20 protein-coding genes and 1 riboswitch are annotated in these 22,661 nt (G+C 41.5%); of the genes, 3 read left to right on the forward strand and 17 right to left on the reverse strand.

What is annotated here, in order from left to right; translation table 11 throughout:
* Positions 1 to 17 precede the first annotated feature (17 nt).
* Positions 18 to 1,148, reverse strand: a complete 1,131-nt coding sequence (locus JOD21_RS15020; protein ID WP_204730407.1) for a GGDEF domain-containing protein — start codon at positions 1,146 to 1,148, stop codon at positions 18 to 20.
* A gap of 270 nt (positions 1,149 to 1,418) precedes the next feature.
* Positions 1,419 to 2,177 (reverse strand): SDR family oxidoreductase, encoded by a 759-nt coding sequence (locus JOD21_RS15025; protein WP_204730408.1) that lies wholly within the window; start codon positions 2,175 to 2,177, stop codon positions 1,419 to 1,421.
* Between the two features lie 144 nt (positions 2,178 to 2,321).
* Between JOD21_RS15025 and JOD21_RS15030 the strand changes: the two genes are divergently transcribed.
* Positions 2,322 to 2,882, forward strand: a complete 561-nt coding sequence (locus tag JOD21_RS15030; protein ID WP_204730409.1) for a TetR/AcrR family transcriptional regulator — start codon at positions 2,322 to 2,324, stop codon at positions 2,880 to 2,882.
* A 42-nt stretch (positions 2,883 to 2,924) separates the two neighbouring features.
* Here JOD21_RS15030 and JOD21_RS15035 read toward each other — a convergent pair whose 3' ends face one another.
* The 9 genes from JOD21_RS15035 to rlmD form a co-directional block, all read right to left on the reverse strand.
* Positions 2,925 to 3,611, reverse strand: coding sequence for an isoprenyl transferase (locus JOD21_RS15035; RefSeq protein ID WP_204730410.1), 687 nt, complete (start codon positions 3,609 to 3,611; stop codon positions 2,925 to 2,927).
* A 422-nt stretch (positions 3,612 to 4,033) separates the two neighbouring features.
* Positions 4,034 to 6,046 (reverse strand): alpha/beta fold hydrolase, encoded by a 2,013-nt coding sequence (locus JOD21_RS15040; protein WP_239581627.1) that lies wholly within the window; start codon positions 6,044 to 6,046, stop codon positions 4,034 to 4,036.
* A gap of 313 nt (positions 6,047 to 6,359) precedes the next feature.
* The gene (locus JOD21_RS15045) at positions 6,360 to 6,893 is read right to left on the reverse strand and encodes a glycerol-3-phosphate responsive antiterminator (protein ID WP_204730412.1); all 534 of its coding nucleotides are present in this window, start codon (positions 6,891 to 6,893) and stop codon (positions 6,360 to 6,362) included.
* Positions 6,894 to 7,268: 375 nt separating this feature from the next.
* Complete coding sequence (truA, locus tag JOD21_RS15050) at positions 7,269 to 8,006, reverse strand: tRNA pseudouridine(38-40) synthase TruA (protein WP_204730413.1); 738 nt, start codon at positions 8,004 to 8,006, stop codon at positions 7,269 to 7,271.
* A gap of 62 nt (positions 8,007 to 8,068) precedes the next feature.
* A complete protein-coding gene (locus tag JOD21_RS15055) occupies positions 8,069 to 8,725 on the reverse strand; it encodes a vWA domain-containing protein (RefSeq protein WP_204730414.1) in 657 nt (218 codons plus the stop codon).
* 135 nt (positions 8,726 to 8,860) lie between these two features.
* Positions 8,861 to 9,868 carry a macro domain-containing protein gene (locus tag JOD21_RS15060; RefSeq protein WP_204730415.1) on the reverse strand — a complete coding sequence of 336 codons (1,008 nt, stop codon included), beginning with the start codon at positions 9,866 to 9,868 and terminating at the stop codon, positions 8,861 to 8,863.
* A 149-nt stretch (positions 9,869 to 10,017) separates the two neighbouring features.
* Positions 10,018 to 11,211, reverse strand: coding sequence for a NupC/NupG family nucleoside CNT transporter (locus JOD21_RS15065; RefSeq protein ID WP_204730416.1), 1,194 nt, complete (start codon positions 11,209 to 11,211; stop codon positions 10,018 to 10,020).
* A 145-nt stretch (positions 11,212 to 11,356) separates the two neighbouring features.
* A riboswitch (purine riboswitch) is annotated at positions 11,357 to 11,458 on the reverse strand.
* 178 nt (positions 11,459 to 11,636) lie between these two features.
* On the reverse strand, positions 11,637 to 12,083 hold the full coding sequence (locus JOD21_RS15070; protein WP_204730417.1) for a staygreen family protein: 447 nt from the start codon (positions 12,081 to 12,083) through the stop codon (positions 11,637 to 11,639).
* A 138-nt stretch (positions 12,084 to 12,221) separates the two neighbouring features.
* Positions 12,222 to 13,598, reverse strand: a complete 1,377-nt coding sequence (gene rlmD / locus JOD21_RS15075) for a 23S rRNA (uracil(1939)-C(5))-methyltransferase RlmD (protein WP_204730418.1) — start codon at positions 13,596 to 13,598, stop codon at positions 12,222 to 12,224.
* A gap of 634 nt (positions 13,599 to 14,232) precedes the next feature.
* On the opposite strand from rlmD, the gene JOD21_RS15080 reads away from it, so the two are divergent.
* On the forward strand, positions 14,233 to 14,682 hold the full coding sequence (locus JOD21_RS15080) for an NUDIX hydrolase (RefSeq protein WP_204730419.1): 450 nt from the start codon (positions 14,233 to 14,235) through the stop codon (positions 14,680 to 14,682).
* A gap of 37 nt (positions 14,683 to 14,719) precedes the next feature.
* Here JOD21_RS15080 and JOD21_RS15085 read toward each other — a convergent pair whose 3' ends face one another.
* From JOD21_RS15085 to JOD21_RS15110, 6 genes are all read right to left on the reverse strand, one after another.
* A complete protein-coding gene (locus JOD21_RS15085) occupies positions 14,720 to 15,700 on the reverse strand; it encodes a diacylglycerol kinase (protein WP_204730420.1) in 981 nt (326 codons plus the stop codon).
* A gap of 112 nt (positions 15,701 to 15,812) precedes the next feature.
* Positions 15,813 to 16,382: a thioredoxin family protein gene (locus JOD21_RS15090; RefSeq protein WP_204730421.1), complete on the reverse strand. Its 570-nt coding sequence runs from the start codon at positions 16,380 to 16,382 to the stop codon at positions 15,813 to 15,815.
* Between the two features lie 376 nt (positions 16,383 to 16,758).
* Positions 16,759 to 18,192, reverse strand: a complete 1,434-nt coding sequence (gene gatB, locus JOD21_RS15095; protein WP_204730422.1) for an Asp-tRNA(Asn)/Glu-tRNA(Gln) amidotransferase subunit GatB — start codon at positions 18,190 to 18,192, stop codon at positions 16,759 to 16,761.
* Positions 18,193 to 18,204: 12 nt separating this feature from the next.
* A complete protein-coding gene (gene gatA / locus JOD21_RS15100) occupies positions 18,205 to 19,656 on the reverse strand; it encodes an Asp-tRNA(Asn)/Glu-tRNA(Gln) amidotransferase subunit GatA (protein WP_204730423.1) in 1,452 nt (483 codons plus the stop codon).
* 12 nt (positions 19,657 to 19,668) lie between these two features.
* Positions 19,669 to 19,959: an Asp-tRNA(Asn)/Glu-tRNA(Gln) amidotransferase subunit GatC gene (gene gatC, locus JOD21_RS15105; RefSeq protein WP_204730424.1), complete on the reverse strand. Its 291-nt coding sequence runs from the start codon at positions 19,957 to 19,959 to the stop codon at positions 19,669 to 19,671.
* A 356-nt stretch (positions 19,960 to 20,315) separates the two neighbouring features.
* Positions 20,316 to 20,741, reverse strand: a complete 426-nt coding sequence (locus tag JOD21_RS15110; RefSeq protein ID WP_204730425.1) for a YueI family protein — start codon at positions 20,739 to 20,741, stop codon at positions 20,316 to 20,318.
* Between the two features lie 459 nt (positions 20,742 to 21,200).
* Between JOD21_RS15110 and putP the strand changes: the two genes are divergently transcribed.
* The gene (putP, locus tag JOD21_RS15115; RefSeq protein ID WP_239581631.1) at positions 21,201 to 22,640 is read left to right on the forward strand and encodes a sodium/proline symporter PutP; all 1,440 of its coding nucleotides are present in this window, start codon (positions 21,201 to 21,203) and stop codon (positions 22,638 to 22,640) included.
* The last annotated feature ends 21 nt before the right edge of the window (positions 22,641 to 22,661 follow it).

Here is a 22,661-nt window from a genome sequence, read left to right on the forward strand (position 1 = left end):
TGACGGGACCTCTCTTTTTAAATCATCTCACTCTGTTCATGCATAGATTTACTCGCTCGTTTATACTGATACATCTTTTCATCAGCTGTGGTATACATTTTATCCACTGACTGATGGTGATGATAAAATTCACAGCCATAGCTGAAACTCAGCTCCTTGATCAGTGGATCTTCATGCTTGCTTAACAACTGGTCAATCTTTCCGGCAATTTCATCCGGATTTTTATGATTTCCTTCAAAAACAATGATGAATTCATCACCGCCAAGTCTTGCAATCAGTCCTTTTTGATCAAAACTCCTCTTAAGCGTCTGGGAAAATCCAATTAACACCTGATCACCACGCTGATGGCCATATTGATCATTGATCTCCTTAAAATAGTTCAGGTCAATCAGCATAATACCAAAAGGTTTTCCAGCTTCAATCAAATGTTTCTGATACACTTCATAACTGTGACGATTATAGAGTTTTGTAAGGAAATCTTCCTCAGCGGTCGTTGATTCTAAGAAGATATAAGCGACTAAAATAGCCAGCACACCTGAAGTCCAGGAAAAATAAAGCTTGGAATCGAACATTTGTATGATCATTCCTACAATCGGCAGTGTAAAAAATCCCATAAATATATTGATAATATATGTGTGTGTATGTTTGCGGTTCTTAAGTAAAAAGAAAATCATGTATACATAAAGTGAAGCTAATACGACATAATGAATGTCCTTAAAATCACCACTGCTATATTTGTTTGAAAGTGGATCTACATGAAAATAAACGGGGTAAGCAAGATTTACAATTAATACAGCAAATGTCAGGATACTTAAGTGCTGATAAAAGCCTTTTTTATAAATACGTTTAGGATCTTTAAAAATATGATAATCCACGTAAGACAGCATTAACCCTCCAAGGACTGGTCCAACGAGAAACAGAAAAAAGTTCGTGCTGTATTCCAGAAAGTATGCTCCTGGAAAAAGCATGCCATCAAAAATCCACGTCAGCGGCTCTAAAATCATTGCAATTCCACTCGTAAGCATCAATGCTTTAAGCATTTTTTTACTGAAAGTCTCAATTTTCGACCTCATTTTCACAATTGCATAGAGAATGACCAGCGCGGCTAAGGCAAAAACATTTAACTGAAACTGCACCAGATAATCCATATCCCTCTCCCGCCTCTATAAAAGTAGTGAATAATAGACCCCTTTGTATCTCTTTTTCATTCTATTATCCTACTTTTTTCACCTTTGTCAACGGAATATTTTCTCAATTGAGAACTTTTTGATAATTCTTTAACGGATATCTTTATTAAATTTTACTGTTGATTTCCTTTCCAATCATTATCCTGGCTACACAATATGTAACTTTATCGAATCAATTTAAAAAAGACTAAAACAGTTGTTATGTCTTAGTCTTTGCCTCATATTTTGTGATTAATACGCAATCCAGCCGGCATCCGCAGCGATGACCTGTCCATTTACAAAGCTTGATTCATCCGATCCTAGGAATAATGCAAGCTGGGCAATCTCATCAGGCTGTCCCACTCTTGGCATTGTATTGCTGCCAGTCATTTGACGGCCCATCCCGAACTCTGAAATATTGGTCATCGTGGAACCGATATTTGTCTCTACTCCACCAGGCGCAATCCCATTGCACCGGATGCCTGATTGTGCATACATATAAGCAGTATTTTTAGTCAGCCCCGTTACTGCATGCTTTGAAGCAGTATAAGCAGCTCCTGCACGCGCACCTCTCAGACCTCCTGCAGAAATATTGTTGACGATTACACCATTGCCCTGCTCCTGAAAAAGATTAACCGCAATTCTCATCGCACGCATCACACCAGTTGTATTAACAGCAAATACGCGATCCCACTTTTCATCAGAGATCTCACCAACAGGCTCCATTCCGTCCATAATTCCTGCATTGTTAACTAAAATATCAAGTCTTCCAAATGCACTTTTTGTTTCTTGAAATAGATGCTCTAATTCATTCAGTTCAGCTACATTCGTACGGTTTGCAATTGCAGTCCCTCCCTGCTGTTTAATCGAGTCAGCTACCGCCTTTGCACCTTCTTCGTTAAAGTCAGATACAACCACTTTTGCCCCTTCTTTTGCATACAATTCCGCAATCGCTTTTCCCATACCTGAAGCTGCTCCTGTTACAATCGCTACTTTATCTTTCAGACGCATCACTATACCCCTTTCTGAATTTTAATGTACACATGTTCAATAACATTTTATGATAGAGGTAGAATCAGATACAATCAGCAAAAAATGAAGAGTTGTATAATAATGTACATACGATTTAAATGTGTATGATAAGGGGATGATTTTTTGTCTAAGCACGACCTGCGTGTGGTAAAAACAAAAGAACGGATTCACTATGCACTGACTGAATGTCTAAAAGAAAAGCCGCTTAGCCGGATTAAAATTACTGAACTCTGTAAGACAGCTAATATTAACCGGGGGACATTTTATTTTCATTATCAGGAAGTTGGAGATGTATTCATGGAGTTCTTTGAAGAGATCATGGAGGACCTGAAGGATTCATACGAAGAACCCTACCGGCACAATGTATTTTTAGATGTAAAAAATCTTGATCCGGACACAGTACGAATTTTTCATCATATAAAAAAGTACGAGGACTTCTACAGTGTAATTTTCTCAGAAAAAGTGTCGATCTCTTACTATTATATGTTTTTTGACGCGGTGAAAGAAGTGCTCGAAAAAGACCCCCACAGCGAAAAAATTGATGGACCGCGTGACTTCTTTTTCTCCTATACTTCCAATGCAATCATTGGTCTGATCATCGAGTGGTACAGAAGAGGTTTCAGGGATTCCGCTGAAGACATGAGCAGGAATCTGGTATTTATTTTGAAAAAGGGGGAACGATGATTAAAAAACGAAAGGCCTGATTACCAGGCCTTAGCGTTACCCTTACAACCCGCCAAAGCGTCTGTGACGCACGGCAAACTCATCTATCGCAGCATCAAACTCTTCTACTGAAAAGTCAGGCCAGAGTGAATCTGAAAAACAAAACTCTGTATATGCCATCTGCCACAGAAGGAAATTACTCAATCTCTTCTCCCCACCAGTTCTGATCAGCAGATCCGGATCCGGCATACCTGCTGTGTAAAGGTACTTCTCAAGATGATCTTCAGTTACGTCATCTCCAGCAGCTTTCATCTCCTCAAACGCTTTAAGGAGCTCCTGCCTTCCACCATAATTCAGCGCAAAATTCAACTGCAGGCCATCATTCTTAGCAGTCTTCCTCACAGCATGCTTAAGGGCTTCACGCGTACTGTAAGGAAGCTGCCGGATGTCTCCAAGTATATTTATTTTTACGTTGTTCTTCATTAATTCCGGAAGATATTGAAACAAAAACTTCTTAGGCAGCTGTAGAATAAACTCAACTTCTTTCTGAGGCCTTTTCCAGTTTTCGCTGGAGAAAGTATAAAGCGTCAGAAACTTCACGTCTCTTTCAGCCGCTCTTTTCACGATTTTCACTACAGTCGACACGCCTTCAACATGACCATCCGTCCGTGACAGCCCCCTTCTCTCTGCCCAGCGCCCGTTACCATCCATAATAATTGCTATATGTGAAATGTCTGCTAATTGACTCATGAATTCTCACCTTTCAATTTGGAATGAATTAATTATGATTATAAATAAATTTTTATTGATAATCAATAAAAATTTATACAATATTCATTTATTGGGAGTATATAACTAATTAAATTCATACTCGTCTTTAAAAAATAAAGCTCTGTTAATAGTGGCTGTTGATTTCCGCTTCAGGGGGAACCCTTTCCGCAGGGCGTGCGGTGAGCCTCCTCGAAGCTACGCTTCTGCGGGGTCTCACCTGTCACGCTTCTCCTGTTGGAGTCGTCCCCCTTCCGCTCCAATCACCAGCTGTGCCAAAACAACATTGGGCTTTAACAAAGCCCAAAATAAAAAAGTATTCTGCAGTGTAGACCAGTAAAACCGTCTACTCTACAGAATACTTTTAATTAAAGGTTTTTCACTTTTTTTCTGTATCTAACATTTTAGATGATTGTATATAGCGCAGTGTTTGCAATCGTGATCATGGTCATTAATAGCGTGTTAAGAAATGCTGCTACATAAACATTACCTGTTTTTCTATACAAATAACGATTAAATACAGCTGCAATTGCTAACACCGGCACTAGACCAATGACAATAATTGAAGATAGTGACTGACTCGGGTATCCTGCTGTTCCAGTTAAGAATAACAGACCGTAATGATAAACGAGGTACAGAGCGAGACCACCCACAAAGTGAAATATTGATATGACATAACCTTTATAGCCATCGTATTTTACAGTAGCTGTATTCATGTTCACCGAAAGACCTACTACAAAATAATAGATGAAGAACAGTGGTGCATATTTAAGTAAAGCGATTAGATGCTGTGCTTCAAATGTTTTAACCGCAAATGTCCATAATCTGAAATCAGTTTTAAATAGGCTATCAACAATGAAGAGAAGCCCATATCCAGCCACCACTGCTAAAATCGCAACCGATAATGAAGCAACAATCGTCTTAAAACCTGTTTTTAAACCGTAATTCTGAACTGTTGCCCCATCAGGCTTTTTCGAAACGAAATGATAACAAACCATGATAATAAGCGTGACGATCGCCACGTTAAGTGCCCAGTATAGAACCGGGTTAACGGTCGGGGCACCAAAGAATTCTGTTGTCGCAATTAAATCAGCCTGATTTCTCAAGAAGAAATACTGAATGACACTTAACACCAATACAATGAACGAACATGATTTGATGGTTCTTTCTGCATTTTTCACAATGGAAACAATCAGAACGATCGCTGCTAATGCAATAAAGATCATGCTGACCTGTCTTAACAGGCGCATGCCATAAAAGTCTCCACCGTAGTAAGCAGAGAAGAATATAGCTGGGAACAATGCACCAAAAACAATCAGTAATAGTCCTGCAAGCTTCCCGCCATTTGTTTTTGGTTCAGGAAGTGATGCCGGTTTGCTTGTATAAATGTTCTTCAAGAACGGTAATTTTCCTAATAAATTGATGAACGGAATAAAGAATAAAAAGAAACCAATTAAAGCTACAAATGAAAACCATTCTTTCCATACCCATGTCTGACCATCCTGCCCGACTGATACGAGTGCATCATAATCGGCAAATGTCATATCATAGAAATCAATCGCATGAGCTGTAGAAGTCTCAGAAAAATGATTCCATGGATGAGTTTCATTCGGCTGATAGATAATTCGTTTTCCGCCATCGACATCATAGACAGTACCTGCTGAGGCCGTTTCAGGGTTACCTAAAAAGCCCATTCCTTCTTCTGTAGCAACATAGTTTTTCTTTACAACTGACTGACCAGCGCCTGTTGCTGCAGCATCAAAGAAAAATTCATCGTACTGACCTGCAATTTTACCTGAAAATCTCGGTCCATAAGATCCATTGATTTCTTCATCTGTAAATCCAAGTGTCTTAATCCATTGATAATCTGATCCCATCGTGAGGGATGCAAAGATTTTTCTGATACCGCTTTCCTGAAAATCTACTTCATCGAGCATCACCGCATGGGTAGAAGAGAAACCGCCCATTGAATGACCCGATACTGCGATGACACCATTACCTTCCTCATCTTTTAACACATATTCCTGATCATACATATACTGAACAGCATCATATATAGCGTGCGGCCAGAACGAAAAGAAAGGAACCGGCTTTTCTGTTGTATTTGTTGAATGGCCATGGTCATATTGATCCAACGCCAGCACAACATATCCTCTTTTTGACATCTCAATCGCCTGGGCATCCTGCATTTCGGCTGAGTTAAGATATCCATGTGTGGCGATGATGGTTGGCTTCGCTTCCTGATCAGCATCATCAGGTTTATAGAGAAGTCCTGACAATTCACCTCTTGGGGTCTCAAAATAAATTCTTGAAACATCAACATCTCCGTGCGAACTGTTAAATAACGACGCGACAAAACTGCCGGCAAAAATCAATAATAATGAAAGCACTAAAAATATAATAGGCTTCTTTCTCATCATCCCATCCCCTTTATGTTATTAAAAAATGTAAACCCAACTCTAATCCCCCAGCATTCAATTACTTCCGTTTAATTAAAATATGTATAAGAACTCACCCCCATGAAGCTTCTCTGACATTTAGAGAATAAAAAAGACACATTAAATCGCCCGAAACAAATGTTTAGGCAAAATAATGTGTCTCCTCATCTCGTCACAAAATATTAACTTTATGAAAGTATATAAATTAATGAAAGCGTTGTCAATCTCATTTAGTTATTTTTCTATAATAATTGTAAAATTAATTTCTAATAAATCAATGTCAAACTCCCTGCTACCACAGACTCCTGTCTGAAGTTGTAACAGCTGTAGCCCCGTTATTTAACGAATTCTCAACATCTTCTTTTGTACGAATAAGACCACCTGCGATTAATGGAATCCCAGTTTCGTCGCTTATTTCTTTCAAAATATCCGGAATAATACCGGGTAAAACTTCGATATAGTCAGGCTGGATTTTTTTACATGCGTTTAAGTTATGATCAAGCGCATGACTATCGAGTGCAAATAAACGCTGAATGCCCATCACATTATATTTTTTCGCAAAAGCAATAACTGATGACTTTGTTGAAATAATCCCATCAACTTTTACATTATTAATTAAGTATTCAAGACCATACTCGTCCACTTTTAACCCCTGAATAAGGTCAGCATGCATAAACACTTTTTTCTCTTGCTGCTTTGCATATCTGACAACGCTTTCAATTTGTGAAAGACGCGTCTCAAGTAAAATAATTGTTTCATGATCTTTTCTTAACGCGTATTCAAAATCCTTCATATTACGCACAGCAGGTATAACATTCTTTAACAACCTATCACCTCTTTTGACTTTTTTAACTTGATAGCTCTGTTAAGAGGGCTGTTGATTTTCGCTGCAGGGGGAACGCTTTCCGCTTCAATCACCAGCTGTGCCAGAACAACATTGGTCTCTAACATAGCCAACTTGATAACGAAAGTATTTATTATATGAATCGTGTATTCTCTCAAAAGGTATTGTTCTTTTTATGAATACGACAATTTGCATAATAAATAATTCGTTTAACAAAATATACCTCCTTCAAAAGGTTTAGTCAATTACCCTGCTAAAGATTTAACGATCTAAAGTACTATAGTATACAAAAAACAGCATCCACCCCTATTAGTGAATGCTGCTTCTATTCAATATGTGTCTCACTGGGGAAATATCTTAAAAACCAACCTTCTCCAAATACAATCCTTCTCCATCAGCCATACGGCCCGTCTGTATTCTTTCTTTGGATTCGAGAATGGCGGGTATTGCGGCTGCATCCATTTCTCCCAATCCGACTTCGATCAGGCTTCCGACAATTTTTCTAACCATATTGTAAAGGAAGCCGTTACCACGAATGCTGATTTCAATAAATCCTGCATCTTCAGTAATATCAAGCGAATATATTTCACGAACCATAGACTTCTTCTTCGATTTCGCGTTCGAATAAGAAGTAAAATCATGTTCTCCGAGAAAATGCTGAGATGCATGTCTCATCTTTTCGATATCAAGCTTTTCATCAACATGCATACTGTATTTCCGCATGAAGGGATGTGTATACTGCTCGTTCCAGATCTTATACAAATACGTTTTATCTTTCGCATTATAACGGGAATGAAAGCGGTCATGCATCAGCGTCACGTCGGTAACGCTAATATCATGCGGAAGATATCTGTTCAAATACTTCATCACTTCATCTTCAGTTGCATCTTTACGCATCTTAAAGTTAGCAATCTGAGCAAGCGCATGTACACCGGCATCCGTTCTGCCGGATCCAATGATTTCAATCTTTTCTCCCGCCAGCTCTGTCAACACGTTTTCAATTTTCCCCTGAATGGTGTTATCGCTGTTACCAAGACGTTGCCAGCCCTTATAGCGGCCTCCGTCATATTGAATGGTTAGTTTGTAATTGTTCATTTAGATCTCCTTGTTTAACCCTTTAGTCCCCTGCACCTGCAAATTCAGATCGGGGAATTGTCTTATGATTTTTTCTTTCTGCGCTGTTTTACATCTTTACGGATTTCCTCAAAACAGGTCTCATCTACCGTTCCTGCTTCCCGGAATGACGCGACAGCCTGTGCCATTACTTTATAGTTTAATTGTGTGCCCTTCTGATCAGCAAGATAATCTATCGCTCTGTCAGATGAGATTCCATACCTATCAGCAGTTTTGACTGCGTCCAGGTTTGCTCCAAGAAAAACGAATTCCCAACCGTACTCTGTCTTTTGCTGTTCGATGAGAGCTTTGATCTTTCCGGCTGAATATTCGCAGCTTGAATTCTCCTCTCCATCAGTAATTATAACAAACATCACCTTCTCAGCACGGGCATCAGCTTTAGCGTACTTCTGCACATTGATGATTTTGTGCAGCGTTCTTCCTACCGCATCAAGAAGCGCCGTTGATCCGCCGATCTGGTAATCCTTTTCAGTCAGTGGGCTGACCTCTCTTATATCCATGCGATCATGAAGCAACTCATACGTATGATCAAATAATATAGTCGTGATATTGCATTCACCTTTAATCATCTTCTGCTTTTCAAGCATTGAGTTGTACCCGCCTATTGTATCAGATTCCAACCCACTCATCGATCCGCTTTTATCCAGTATGAACACTAATTCGGTTAAGGCAGTTTTCATGATGATGTCCTCCTCAAGTTTTGTAACTTAAGGATAACAAGCTCAATTTATCCAACGGTCGCTTCAGAAGCGACAAATTAAGTTTGATGTTTTCAGACTGAATCATACCTGCAGCTTATTCCCACAATCTGTACTTCAACTACCCAGTAACGGTAATTCGTACTTGAAAAGGACCTCATTAATCTCGAAAATATCATATCTCCCATTCACAATAAAATATTCGATAATCACATCAAATTTTTGACTGCGTGACAATGCGTACCCTGCCCGCTTTAATAGGTCAGCTGTTTCTTCAACCGACAACTCTAATGCAATCGCGAGAGCCACAGCTGTGCGCTTGCTCGGTTCATAGCCTTTAGCTGTTCTGATTTTTGAAAACAGCCTTCTATCAAGATTTGCACGTTTGTATACTTCAACGTCAGTCTTTCCCTTAAGATCAATCAGCCGCATAAGTGAAGTCGAAAACGGTTCATCAAGATGATCGACAAAATCTTCTATCGGCAGATGTAATTCTTTGAAATCATTATCCTGATCACTCGGACGCTGCAGAGACTTATATAAAAATTCCTGTTCATCATGTAGTAAGTCTCTTCTTTTTATTTCGTACTTTTCCACATAATACTCGTCAATATAACTTTCAACAGATCCAAGCAGTTCCTGGCTTATTTTAAATGCTGACTGATCAAATATAACCAGCATCACATTTATATCATGAACAGTAAGAAAATCCTGTATAGCAGCAGTCGCCACTTGCAGAGCCTCAGCTTTTGGATAACCGAATATACCGCTTGAAATTAACGGGAATGCAATGCTCTCACATTTATTTTCAACAGCTCTCTTCAAGGAATTTATGTATGAAGTACGAAGATCATTTTCGCTCTTCTCTTTGTTCGCGTGATGATAAACCGGACCAGCTGTATGAATAATGAACTTAGCCGGCAGATTAAACCCTGGAGTAATCACCGCTTCCCCTGTATGAATAGGGGAAAGTCCGTCACACGCCTCCTGAAGTTCAGATACTCCTGCCGCGTTAAAAATGGCACCGCAGACACCACCGCCCATTTGCAACGCAGTGTTAGCAGCATTCACAATTGCATCCACCTCTAATTTTGTTATGTCCTGCCTGATGATCGTAAAGGGCATTGCTCTATCACTCCTTTTACTTATTATAAGGTAAAAGTGAGGGACGGAGTGACAGTTCTATGATCGAACTGTCACTCCGTCCCGATTATAAACGTGTTTAAATGTCATATTCCTAAGATAATTCTCGATCAACAGAATCATGATGATTCTTACAAAAAGATGCCTACAATAATGGCTGTAATAAAACTTGCCAGTGTTCCTGCCACAATTGCTTTGAAGCTTAATTTTGATACAGTCTTTTGCTGGCTGGGCTCAAGGGAACCTAATCCGACAATCAATTGTCCAATGGATGACAGATTGGCGAAGTTGCAAAGCGCAACGGTTAAAATCGCCACCGTCTTTGGTGAAAGATCATCCATAATTGTTGACAGTTCACTGAATGCGACAAATTCATTAACAGAAAGCTTGGTACCTATAATGGAGGCTGCTTTAAATGCCTCATCCATCGGAATACCGATCAGCAATGCTAAGGGATAAAAAACATAACCAAAAATAGTGGAAAGTTCTGTGTTAACCAGACCAAGCAGACCGTTAATCAGTGCCAGGATTCCAATAAAAGCGATCAGCAGTCCCCCAATATTGATGGCGAGCTTTGTTCCGTTTAACGCACCATCTGCAATGGCTTCGAACACATTTGTATGAGTGGTTTTTCCGAGCGAGATATCTCCATTTGTCTGTGATTCCTCTGTTTCAGGCTCCATCACTTTAGCTATGACGAGCGAAACGAGTGGCACACTGAACACGGAAAGAAGCAGTAACTTCATATCAATTCCCATTAAGGAATACCCGATCAGTATAGCACCACTTGCCGAGGCTGTTCCTCCAACCATCACAGCAAAAACCTCTGAGCGGGTCAGCTTAATCAGATAAGGTTTGATCAATAGCGGAGCTTCAACCAATCCCAAAAAGGAGTTGCCGATCGCATTGAACGATTCCACCTTTGTTGTACCTAAAATTTTGCCAAGTACAATTCCGATATATTTCACAAAGAAGGGAATGAGGCGTAAATAATAGAGAGCAGAAATGAGTGCCGAAATAAAAATGATCGCACCCAGAACATTAATGGCAAAAACGAAAGTGATGTTGGTCCCTTCCTCATAAAAACCTCCGAAGACGAACATGATTCCTTCCGTGCTATAATCAATGACCTTCTGAACTCCGAGCGCCGCATTATTCAGCATGGCTTGTCCAAAAGGAACCTTCAAAACAAACATAACAAGCAAAAATTCAAGCACAATCCCTATTATGACTGTACGCCAATTAATCGCTGAGCGCTTACTGCTCCATAGCCAGGCCAAAAATAGAACGCCCATTAAAGAAAAAACACCATAAATAAAACTCAAAGCAAGATACCTCCCAGTAATGTGTTCACTTCAATTATTTCTTATATTTCTTTAAGGTCGTATGATGTCAGACCACTTTCAGGAAAAATAAAAAAAGTGTATGTGACTTTCTCTCAATATAAAGAAAGCCCCATACACTTTTCATGCATAGAATGACTTTCCTTATAGTCCGGCTGTTTAAGGCTGCCAGGTAGAGACTTATGGTCCATATCACCATAGTTATATAAGGAATTCATATGAAGTTTATTTTGACACTTTAACACGAGGAATAACTTTTAAACAATATGAAATCGTAAAGATTATATATTATGAAATTTCACACGATCAGGATGGAAAATCACTGGATTTATGCCATCTTTTTAATGATTTCTTCACAGTTATGTTAAATCGTTCAAATCGTTTAATGAACAGGGAGTTTAAGCAAATTACTTATAATCACCAGGAGTGCCCCAGTTCTCAAACTTGTTGTACAGTGGATTTGTTGAATCAAAGTGAATCCAGATCGGTGCACTGTCTAACGCTGGATGCGCTGCAAAGTATGTTCGATCTCCATATCTGATTGCCTCTAAAGCCAAAGGCAGCTCCCTCCTGAAAATTGTATCCCGCACAGCAGTAACTGCCGGACCAAACGCTCCATCAACATAAACATATACGTATAGAAATGGAAATCCCTCAGCCATTTTCCATTCTGCAAGCACTTCATCCCTCATAGCATTGACCTTTTCACAAGCAAACTGCAGACCAATTGTGAGAAAAAGGTCTGCAGTGATGTCGGAGTGAGTTAATGTATACTTGCGTCCTATTATCGGTTCAGTCATCGTTACACCTGTGCTGAATTCAACAGTTAACTTTTCCGGATTCAGCTTTTTCAACAGATCGCCCTCCTGAAATATACTGTATTTCCTACTCATAAAATTTATGGTCCTTCACGATCAGGTATGTAAGTTTAAATAAATTTCACAAATAAAAGCATCCACCCGGTTAAGTGAATGCTTTTGAAATAAATGATTTTAAGCGAGTTCAAGCCACGCCACACACTCCACGTGACTCGTCTGCGGGAACATATCCACAGGCTGCACTTCCTGCGTCTGATACCCACCGTCTTCGAGAATTCTCAAATCTCTTGCAAGCGTCGCCGGATTACACGATACATACACAATCCGCTTCGGTTTCATCGCAAGCATGGTATCAAGCAGCGCCTGATCACAGCCTTTTCTCGGCGGATCGACTACGATCACGTCTGCCTGATTGCCTTTTTTGTGCCATGCGGGAATCACTTCTTCAGCCGGGCCTGCTTCAAATTCAGTATTACTGAAGCCATTGAGCTCTGCATTTGCTTTTGCATCTTCAATGGCCTGTCTGATGATCTCAACGCCAAATACCTTTTTCGCTTTTTGTGCTAAAAAGAGTGAGATCGTACCGATACCGCAGTATGCATCAATCACTGATTCTTCTCCAGTCAGCTGCGCGTATTCAAGTGCTTTTTGATAGAGCACTTCTGTTTGCACAGGATTGATCTGGTAAAAGCTTCGTGCCGAGATGGCAAACTTTACTTCACCAATTGAATCATAAATAACATCACTGCCCCAGATCCTCTGTCCTTTATTGCCAAGGATGACATTCGTACGCTGATCGTTAATATTATGAACAATCGATTTTAATCCAGGCACTTTTTCACGTAAAACAGCGATCAGATCTTCAGCATGCGGCAGGTGCTTGGTACGCGTCACAAGCACGACCATTACTTCGCCTGACGTACGGCCATAACGCACTACTACATGGCGCAGCACCCCCTTATGTCTCTCTTCATCATAAGGCTGAATGCCAAAACGGTCAGCTTCCTGCTTCACTATGTTCATGACGCGGTCACTGATTTCCTCCTGGATCAGACATACATCCGTATCCACAATCCGGTGACTTCTCGTGGCATAAAATCCCGCAATGATCCTTCCACTTTCACTGCCGACAGGGATCTGACTTTTATTCCGGTAACGCCACGGGTCTTCCATCCCAAGCGTCGGATGCACGGGTACATCTTTAATCTTCCCGATCCGCTCAAGCACATCCTGCACCTGCTTCTGCTTCGCCTTCAGCTGGCCTTCATAACTGAAGTGCTGAAGCTGGCATCCGCCGCAGCGGTCATAGACAGGACATGGCGGTTCAGTTCTGTCTTCACTTGCCTGTACCATCTCTTCAAGCTTGCCGAAACCGAAGTTTTTCGTCGTTTTCAATACCTTCACTTTCACTTCTTCATCAGGCAGCGTCATTGGAATAAACAGCGGATATCCATCCACCTTTCCAACGCCGTGCCCTTCATGCGTTAAATCCTCTATTGTCACTGTTACCGTATCATTCTTCTTAACAGGTAATGCCTGCTTTTTCGTCATCTCATAATCGCCCTCTTCGTTAGAATCGCTGCCCATTATTGTAGCATATTTTAATCTGCATGACTTGATTATTATGCAAAAGAGCTATCTACAGCTACGGCTGGTTCTGGTGTCACAACAATCAAATCGCGTCTCACTGCAGCTGTGGGCTGTCTCATTACGACTAACCCGGGTGTATCTTACAGCTGCTACGCAATATACAACATTTACAAGCCAAAACGGTGCAACCGGCCACGTTTGTTCGTCCGCGGAAAGCGCAGTTCGCCACGGAAAGGTTCAGCGATTCTCATTAAAAAGCTTAGTTAAGTTTTTAGATTATAACTCTGTTAAAGTCCAACGTAGTATTAGCACAGCTGGTGATTGCAGCGGAAGGGGAACGACTCCAGCAGGAGATGCGTGACAGGTGAGACCCCGCAGCACGAAGCGCGAGGAGGCTCACCGCACGCCCTGCGGAAAGCGTTTCCCCTGGAGCGGAAATCAACAGCCACCATTAACAGAGCCTAGATCATTAAAAATGTTTACCCATACCCTATAAGGGGTATATATAAAATTACCTAAATAACCTTGATTTTTTATTTAATGGTGTGTAGAATAGAGGAACTATTCTTAAAATTCTAACTAAGGAGGAAGCGTTATGGAACAATCACCTATCGTAAAACAAAAAGTACTCGCTTATATCACGCGGGAGAATGCCGGAAAGACTGAACTGCTGGTCTTTTCACAAAAAGAACGTCCACAGGCTGGCCTCCAGGTACCAGGTGGCGGCGTTGAAGACGATGAACTGCTGATTGATGCACTTTATCGTGAAATTGAGGAAGAAACAGGCCTGAAGAGAGACGAACTTCAGCTTCAAGGTAAGCTTCATAAGCATATGTATTATTCTGAGGACCGCTCCAGATATTATGAGCGTAATTTCTTCCACCTGGCTCTAAAGCGTCCTGTGGAAAACGAGTGGGAATATACAGTAGAAAGTAATGGTAAAGATGACGGATTCAAATTTCAGTTTGAATGGCGTCCACTTGAAGATGCTTCTAAGCTTGCAGCTGACATGGACAATGCAGTGGAGTGGCTGAACGAAGTATAAGAAAAGGCCTGGCAGATGCCGAGGCCTTTTTTCTTGTCTATTGATCGCTCCTGATCTCATCTTCTTCATCAATCAGACTGTTTTTCAGTACGACATTCTTATCTGCGTCAACCCGATCTTCTTTACGCAGCTTATCAAGCGGTGCACACACATTCAGATGTCTGTATAGGTTCTGGAATTCAGCAGGCAGCAGTCCGCCAAACTCCCCATCCAGATTCAACTGAACCGTATCCTGTGAGGTCACTTTTATATGATTTGCTTTTACATATTCAAGGTGCGGATCGTGGAGATGTTCACCGCGCAGCGCCAGTGAGATCACCCGGATCGTTTCCGCCATATTTGTTTTTTTCAGGAACATGAGTGTAAACAGCCCATCGTTAATGGAAGAGTCCGGTGCCAGCTTCTCAAACCCGCCAACTGAATTGGTCAGTCCGATTAAAAACAGCATGACTTCCCCTTCAAACACCTTCCCATCATACTCAATGCGGACATTCGTCGGCTTGAAGGAAGGCAGCATTTCAATCCCTTTTAAGTAATATGCAAGCTGTCCAAGAACTGTTTTCAGCTTACTTGGCACTTCATACGTCAGTTCAGTGATCCGCCCGCCGCCGGCAATATTTATAAAATATTTATCATTCATTCTACCGACATCAACCGGGATTGTATCACCTTTAATAATAATATCAAGCGCATCCTCAATATCTCTTGGAATATGGAGCGCGCGTGCGAAATCATTCGTTGTCCCAGTCGGAATTAATCCAAGTCTCGGACGGTTCGGTTTTTCTGCAAGACCGTTGACGACTTCATTTAACGTCCCATCCCCGCCTGAGGCAATGATCAGGTCGAAGCCGCGTTCAGCTGCAGTCGTTGCAGCAACAGAAGCATCCCCCGCGCATGTTGTCGCATGACAGGATGTTTCATATCCCGCCTGTTCAAGTTTCATTAATACTTCAGGCAGGTGCCTTCTGAAAATCTCACGTCCTGAAGTCGGATTATAAATAATTCTAGCTCGTTTCATTCTATTCAGCCTGCCTTTTATAAATTAAGCATACTATAAAATTATAATCACTTTTAAGTTTATGTAAACAAAAAAGAACAAGCCATTCTATCGGCTTGTCCTAATCATATCGTTAATTAGCGGATTTTACCATAGTGAGCTGATCTTTTAGTTCATGATAGACTTCATTCCAGAAGTCCTCCCTTTCAGTGTAAGCAGCCGTCAGCTGTTTAATCATCAGCTGTTGACCACCCTTAAAGGCCGGATCTTCTTTTGCCGGGAGACTAGATCTTGCTTCATCGACAAATGCCTGAACTTTTTTGGCTCTCGGTCCCCATTTAGCTAATTCTTTGCCGTTCTGATCAATGAAAATAAAGATCGGAATCGCTCGTGATTTACCGTTCGTTAAATACTGATCCATCAGTTCAAGGTTGCTGTCCCGCAGAACAAACCTTACATCCATCCCTGAACGTTCAGCGAGTTTTAGAAGGACCGGATTATTCATCATCGCATCCCCGCACCAGTCTTCAGTAATCACAATCGCACGAAGCTGCTGCTCCTTCAGCTTTTCGAAAAAAGTCTCATCTTCCGGAAGCGTGAACTGCTCATAGACAGATTCCATATTCTCTTTATGAGACTCCATCTGGTCCTTGTAAGCCTCAGCCGTTAATCCTTTATCAAACCATTCATTCAAGTTTGTCATCCTAATCACCTCATTTTCAAGCATCTCATAGTAGAGTTTTTTATTCGAGTGAGTTGCTTATGGGATGTGCCGGTTTCAGACCTGGTGGTAGAGTGCGGGTAAGGTGGCTGAATAGCGTAAAAGGTGTAAGATAAAATGCGGGAGCTGATAGAATTATTTTAAAAGGTGATTGAATCATCCAGTACGAACTAACGGCAGAACGAATAACCCGGATTGCTCATAGAATTAATCAGAAAGCTGATAGATATATCCGAAAAGATGAAACAATAATGACTGCGCACCACCATCAACCCCCTGACCACCCCACTCCACTACAGCCACACAAAAAAAGAAACGCACCACAAAAGTGCGTTTCCACCAAAAACAAAAATCATTTTTACCGCTTCTTAATCTCCTGCATCAGCAGCTTATTCACCATCGGAGGATTTGCCTGTCCCTTAGATGCCTTCATAATCTGACCGACAAGGAATCCGATCGCACGGTCTTTACCATTCTTGAAGTCCTCAATCGACTGAGGGTTGTTATCAAGCGCTTCTGTTACAAAGCCAAGCAGCTGACCTTCATCAGAAATCTGTACAAGACCTTTTTCTTTTACAATCTTGTTTGGATCTCCGCCTTTTTCAATCAGTTCCTTGAAGACTTTTTTCGCGATTTTAGATGAAATCGTGCCATCTTCAATCAGCTTAATCATGCCTGCAAGGCCTTCAGCTGTCAGTGCTGTATCACTCAGTTCTTTTTGCTCTGCATTTAAGTAGGCAGATACTTCACCCATCAGCCAGTTAGAAGCAAGTTTCGCATCTGCACCCTGCTTAAGCGTCTGCTCAAAGAAATCAGACATTTCTTTTGTAAGTGTCAGTACCATTGCATCATACGCTGGCAGTCCCAGGTCTTCTACATAGCGCTTTTTACGCGCATCCGGAAGCTCAGGGATTGTCTGGCGCACGCGCTCTTTCCACTCTTCATCAATGACCATTGATACAAGGTCTGGCTCAGGGAAGTAGCGGTAGTCATCAGATCCTTCTTTCACACGCATCAGAAGTGTTTTGCCTGTTGACTCATCAAAGCGTCGTGATTCCTGCTGAATTTCTCCGCCTGAAAGTAATACTTCTTCCTGACGTTTTTCTTCAAACTCAAGACCTTTTTTAACAAAGTTGAATGAGTTCAGGTTTTTCAGCTCAGTTTTTGTACCGAACTCTTCACGGCCGACTGGACGGAGTGAGATGTTTGCATCACAGCGAAGAGATCCTTCTTCCATTTTACAGTCAGACACGCCCGTGTACTGGATGATCGACTTGATCTTCTCAAGATACGCATAGGCTTCAGCCGGCGTTCTCAAATCAGGCTCAGATACGATTTCAATCAGCGGTGTTCCCTGACGGTTGTAGTCTACAAGTGAATATCCCTGATCAGTGTGCGTCAGCTTACCGGCATCTTCTTCTAAGTGAAGACGTGTAATCCCGATTCTCTTCTTATAACCATCTACTTCAATTTCAATCCAGCCGTGTTCACCGATTGGCTGATCAAATTGTGAGATCTGATACGCTTTCGGATTATCAGGATAGAAATAATTTTTACGATCGAATTTTGTATGTTCTGCAATTTCACAGTTAAGGGCCATTGCAGCTTTCATACCCCAGTCTACTGCCCGGCGGTTAATAACCGGCAGTACGCCTGGGTAGCCAAGGTCAACGACATTTGTATTCGTGTTCGGCTCCGCACCGAAATGAGCAGGTGCAGGAGAGAACATTTTTGAATCAGTTTTCAGCTCTACGTGTACTTCAAGTCCAATAATCGTTTCAAAGTTAGTCATGTCTTCTCCCTCCTACAGTTCCGGCTTCATGTTGTGATTTGCTGCCTGTTCATAAGCGTGTGCAACACGGTAAACTGTGCTTTCATCAAAGTGCTTTCCGATAATCTGAAGGCCAAGCGGCAGACCGCTTTCTGAAAGACCTGCAGGTACTGAGATACCCGGTACGCCCGCAAGGTTAACAGGAATCGTCAGAATATCATTTGCATACATCGTAAGCGGATCATCAATCTGCTCGCCAATCTTAAAAGCAGGTGTTGGCGTAGTTGGTCCTACGATTACATCATAGTCTTCAAATACTTTTTCGAAGTCCTGCTTAATTAATGTACGTACTTTTTGTGCTTTTTTATAGTAAGCATCATAATAACCTGAGCTTAGTGCATATGTGCCAAGCATAATACGGCGTTTTACTTCATCACCGAAGCCTTCTGCACGTGTTTTCTTATAAAGGTCAATCAGGTTTTCTGCGTTATCAGCGCGGTAACCGTAGCGGATACCGTCAAAGCGTGCAAGGTTTGCTGATGCTTCAGAAGAAGACAGCAGGTAGTACGTTGCTACACCATATTTAGAATGCGGCAGTGATACTTCATCAATCGTTGCACCAAGTCCTTCAAGCACTTTAAGCGCTTCGCGGACTGACTGGCGTACTTCCTCACTTACACCGTCACCAAGGTATTCTCTTGGCACAGCAACCTTAAGGCCTTTAATATCACCTGTCAGTGCGCTGCGGTAGTTTGGAACATTCACATTGGCTGAAGTGGAATCGTTTGGATCCAGTCCAGCGATTGCTTCTAGCAGATAAGCATTATCTTCAACGTTTGTTGTAATTGGTCCAATCTGATCCAGTGAAGATGCGAATGCAATCAGTCCAAAACGAGATACACGGCCATAAGTCGGCTTAAGTCCAACTACACCACAGAATGACGCTGGCTGACGAATTGAACCGCCTGTATCAGAACCAAGTGAGAATGGTACTTCTCCGGCTGCCACTGCTGCTGCAGATCCGCCTGAAGATCCACCCGGTACTGTATCAAGGTTCCATGGGTTTTTCGTTTTAGCAAAATGGGAGTTCTCTGTTGAAGATCCCATCGCAAATTCATCCATGTTCAGCTTACCGATTGTAATCGCATCAGCTGAGTGCAGTTTATCTGCAACTGTTGCATTATAGATCGGGTCAAAGTTTCCAAGGATTTTACTTGCAGCTGTCGTGCGGAGTTCTTTTGTAACGATGTTATCTTTTACACCGATTGGCATACCAAATAGAAGACCTTCGTCGCTGCCAAGCTTTTGCTGAAGCTCTTCTGCACGCGCAAGTGCACGCTCTTCATCAAGTGTCAGGAAGGCCTGAACCTTACCATCGACTTCTTCAATACGTTTATATGATTCACGGACAAGATCAGCAATGGTAATCTCTTTTTTATGTAAAAGATCATGCAGATCCGCCAGTTTGTGATCGAATAAAGACATCTCTTTGCCCTCCTACTCTAAAATCGTCGGCACCTTCACCTGTCCATCCTGGTGATCCGGTGCATTTTTTAATACTTGCTCACGCGGAAGGCCGTCAGTTGGCTTATCGTCGCGTAAAATATTTTTCATATCAAGAACGTGCGTTGTCGGTTCAACATTCTCTGTGTCGAGTTCATTCAGCTGTTCAGCGAATGTAATGATTGAACCAAGCTGGTCAGCAAACTTTTCTGCTTCCTGTTCGTCAATATTCAGTCTTGCTAAATGAGCTACGTGTTTTACTTCATCTTTTGTAATTTTCGTCATTGTGACTCACCTCCGTGTATGTTCGAACACTCACAATACTGTTTATCATACCAAAAAGGCAGGAGTTCAGGCAACTTTACCTGAAGACCCTGCCTTATAAATTTAGCTCTGTTAAAGTTGGCTGCTGATTTCCGCTCCAGGGGGAACGCTTTCCGCAGGGCGTGCGGTGAGCCTCCTCGGCTTCGCCTGCGGGGTCTCACCTGTCACGCTTCTCCTGCTGGAGTCGTCCCCCTTCTGCTGCAATCACCAGCTATGCTAAAACAACATCGGGATTAACATAACCTTTAATTTTGAATTATAATCTCATATTTTGCTTAAACTGTTCATCCCGCCCATATTAAAATAGAAGAAAGCGATTAAGAACGGAATAAACGATCCCAGAATGACGGTGCTGCCCCGTTATCTGCATGTCTTTTAGGCAGTGTGATCTTGTCCTTATCCACTGCTTCCGCATGCGCTAAAACTAGCCCGTATTCAGAGTTGTGTTCTTTATTCGTTACAACCTGATAGGATGTTTTGTAACGGTCGGCGAGCTGAATATATTTTGATAAAAATCTGTAATTCATATTTCCGTTTAAAAACATTTTCAGATCGCGGTGTTTCTTCAGTGCCTGCTCTATTTCCGGGTACACATCAGATTCACGCACCTGATTTTGAAGGAGCGCAAATTCGATACGTTCTCTGATCGAAGTTAAAAACATCCTTCTTTCATCCGGCAAAGTTTCTCTGGCACCATATATTCCTTCCTGAATATAATCGTCTACACTCTTGCCCTGTGCCATACTCTCACCCTTTCATTTATCATGATTCTATTGTACAAAATATTACTTTTCAAATCATCTATTTGTGTATCTATTCACATTCTTTTGCATATTACAATTCCTTTACAGGATGATTATTCCATTCTCTAACGTTTATGTATCAACGTTTCAGGTGATTTTACTTGCCAAATTTTCAAGTTACAGATTAAAATAAAGTATGATTTAATTTTCAGAATTATTTTACTTTAATGTTTTTGAAATCATCCCCTAACCCTTGTGCTTAATAGGGTGACGACGTTTTAAGTTGATATGATGCATTTTATATCACTTGAACAGTCGTAAAATTTTTGTTAGGTTAGTCAACTGTAAGCGTCATGCAACATTTGACACAAAAAATTCATTTTACAAGGAGGAGATTTGGTGGAAGCTGTAGAGATTACTTTTGAAGTCTATATATCTCTCGCATTATATTTCATCGGGATGCTGGCAATCGGTTATTACGCTTATAAAAAATCGACCGGCAACCTATCAGAGTACATGTTGGGTGGAAGACAAATGGGCCCGGCTGTAACAGCACTATCTGCAGGAGCATCCGATATGAGTGGATGGATGCTGCTTGGTCTACCAGGCTCGATCTATGTATCCGGAATCTCGGGCATGTGGATTGCGGTTGGTTTATCAATTGGGGCATATTTAAATTATATTTTAGTTGCACCTCGTTTAAGAACTTATACGGAAGTGGCAAACGATTCAATTACAATCCCTGATTACTTCGAGAATCGCTTTGTAGACAATACAAAAATTTTGCGTTTCGTATCCGCAATTGTCATCATTATTTTCTTCACTGTTTATACATCTTCAGGTATGGTTTCTGGTGGAGTACTATTTGAAAGTGCATTTGGCATGGATTATACACTTGGTTTATTTGTAACTGCGGGTGTAGTACTTGCTTATACACTGTTCGGAGGATTCCTTGCAGTATCTATGACAGACTTTGTACAGGGCTGTATCATGTTTGTGGCACTGATCCTTGTACCGATTGTCGCGTTCATGGAACTTGGCGGTGTGGGACCGACATTCGATACGCTGAATTCAATTGATCCAACGTTGACATCGTTTTTTGAGGGTACAACATTCCTTGGTTTCATCGGATTAATGGCCTGGGGTCTTGGTTACTTCGGTCAGCCGCACATTATCGTACGTTTCATGGCAATCCGAGACGTTAAGTCATTAAAGTCAGCACGCCGTATTGGTATGACATGGATGATTATTGCGATTATCGGTGCATTATTCACAGGACTAATCGGTATTGCTTACATTTCAGAAACAGGCGGTACGCTTGATAATCCTGAGACAATCTTTATTTTCTTCTCTCAGGTACTATTCCATCCGCTGATTTCAGGATTCTTACTGGCAGCGATTCTCGCGGCAGTCATGAGTACAGTTTCTTCTCAGCTGCTTGTAACATCAAGTGCGCTGACAGAAGATTTCTACAATACGTTCCTGAAGCGCAGTGCATCTGACAAAGAGCTTGTTCTTGTTGGCCGTATCTCTGTACTTCTCGTATCACTAGTAGCAATCATCCTGTCACTGGATTCTAATAGCTCAATTCTTGATATCGTAAGTAATGCTTGGGCCGGATTCGGTTCAGCATTCGGACCTGCGATTTTACTTTCACTTTACTGGAAGCGTATGACTCGCTGGGGTGCCCTTGCAGGTATGCTTACTGGTGCGATTACAGTCATCCTTTGGGTGTATGTACTCGGACTGAGCAGCTGGTTATATGAAATGATTCCAGGCTTTATCTTAAGTACGATTGCAATTGTTGTAGTCAGCCTGATCAACGGTAATTCACGTGAACCGGTTCAGGAAGGCTTCGATAAGTTTGAAAAAGTACATGAAGTAGAATCAAATAAATAATTATGATTAAAGCGGCTGGTC

This window comes from Jeotgalibacillus terrae, assembly GCF_016908195.1.
Lineage (GTDB): Bacteria > Bacillota > Bacilli > Bacillales > Jeotgalibacillaceae > Jeotgalibacillus > Jeotgalibacillus terrae.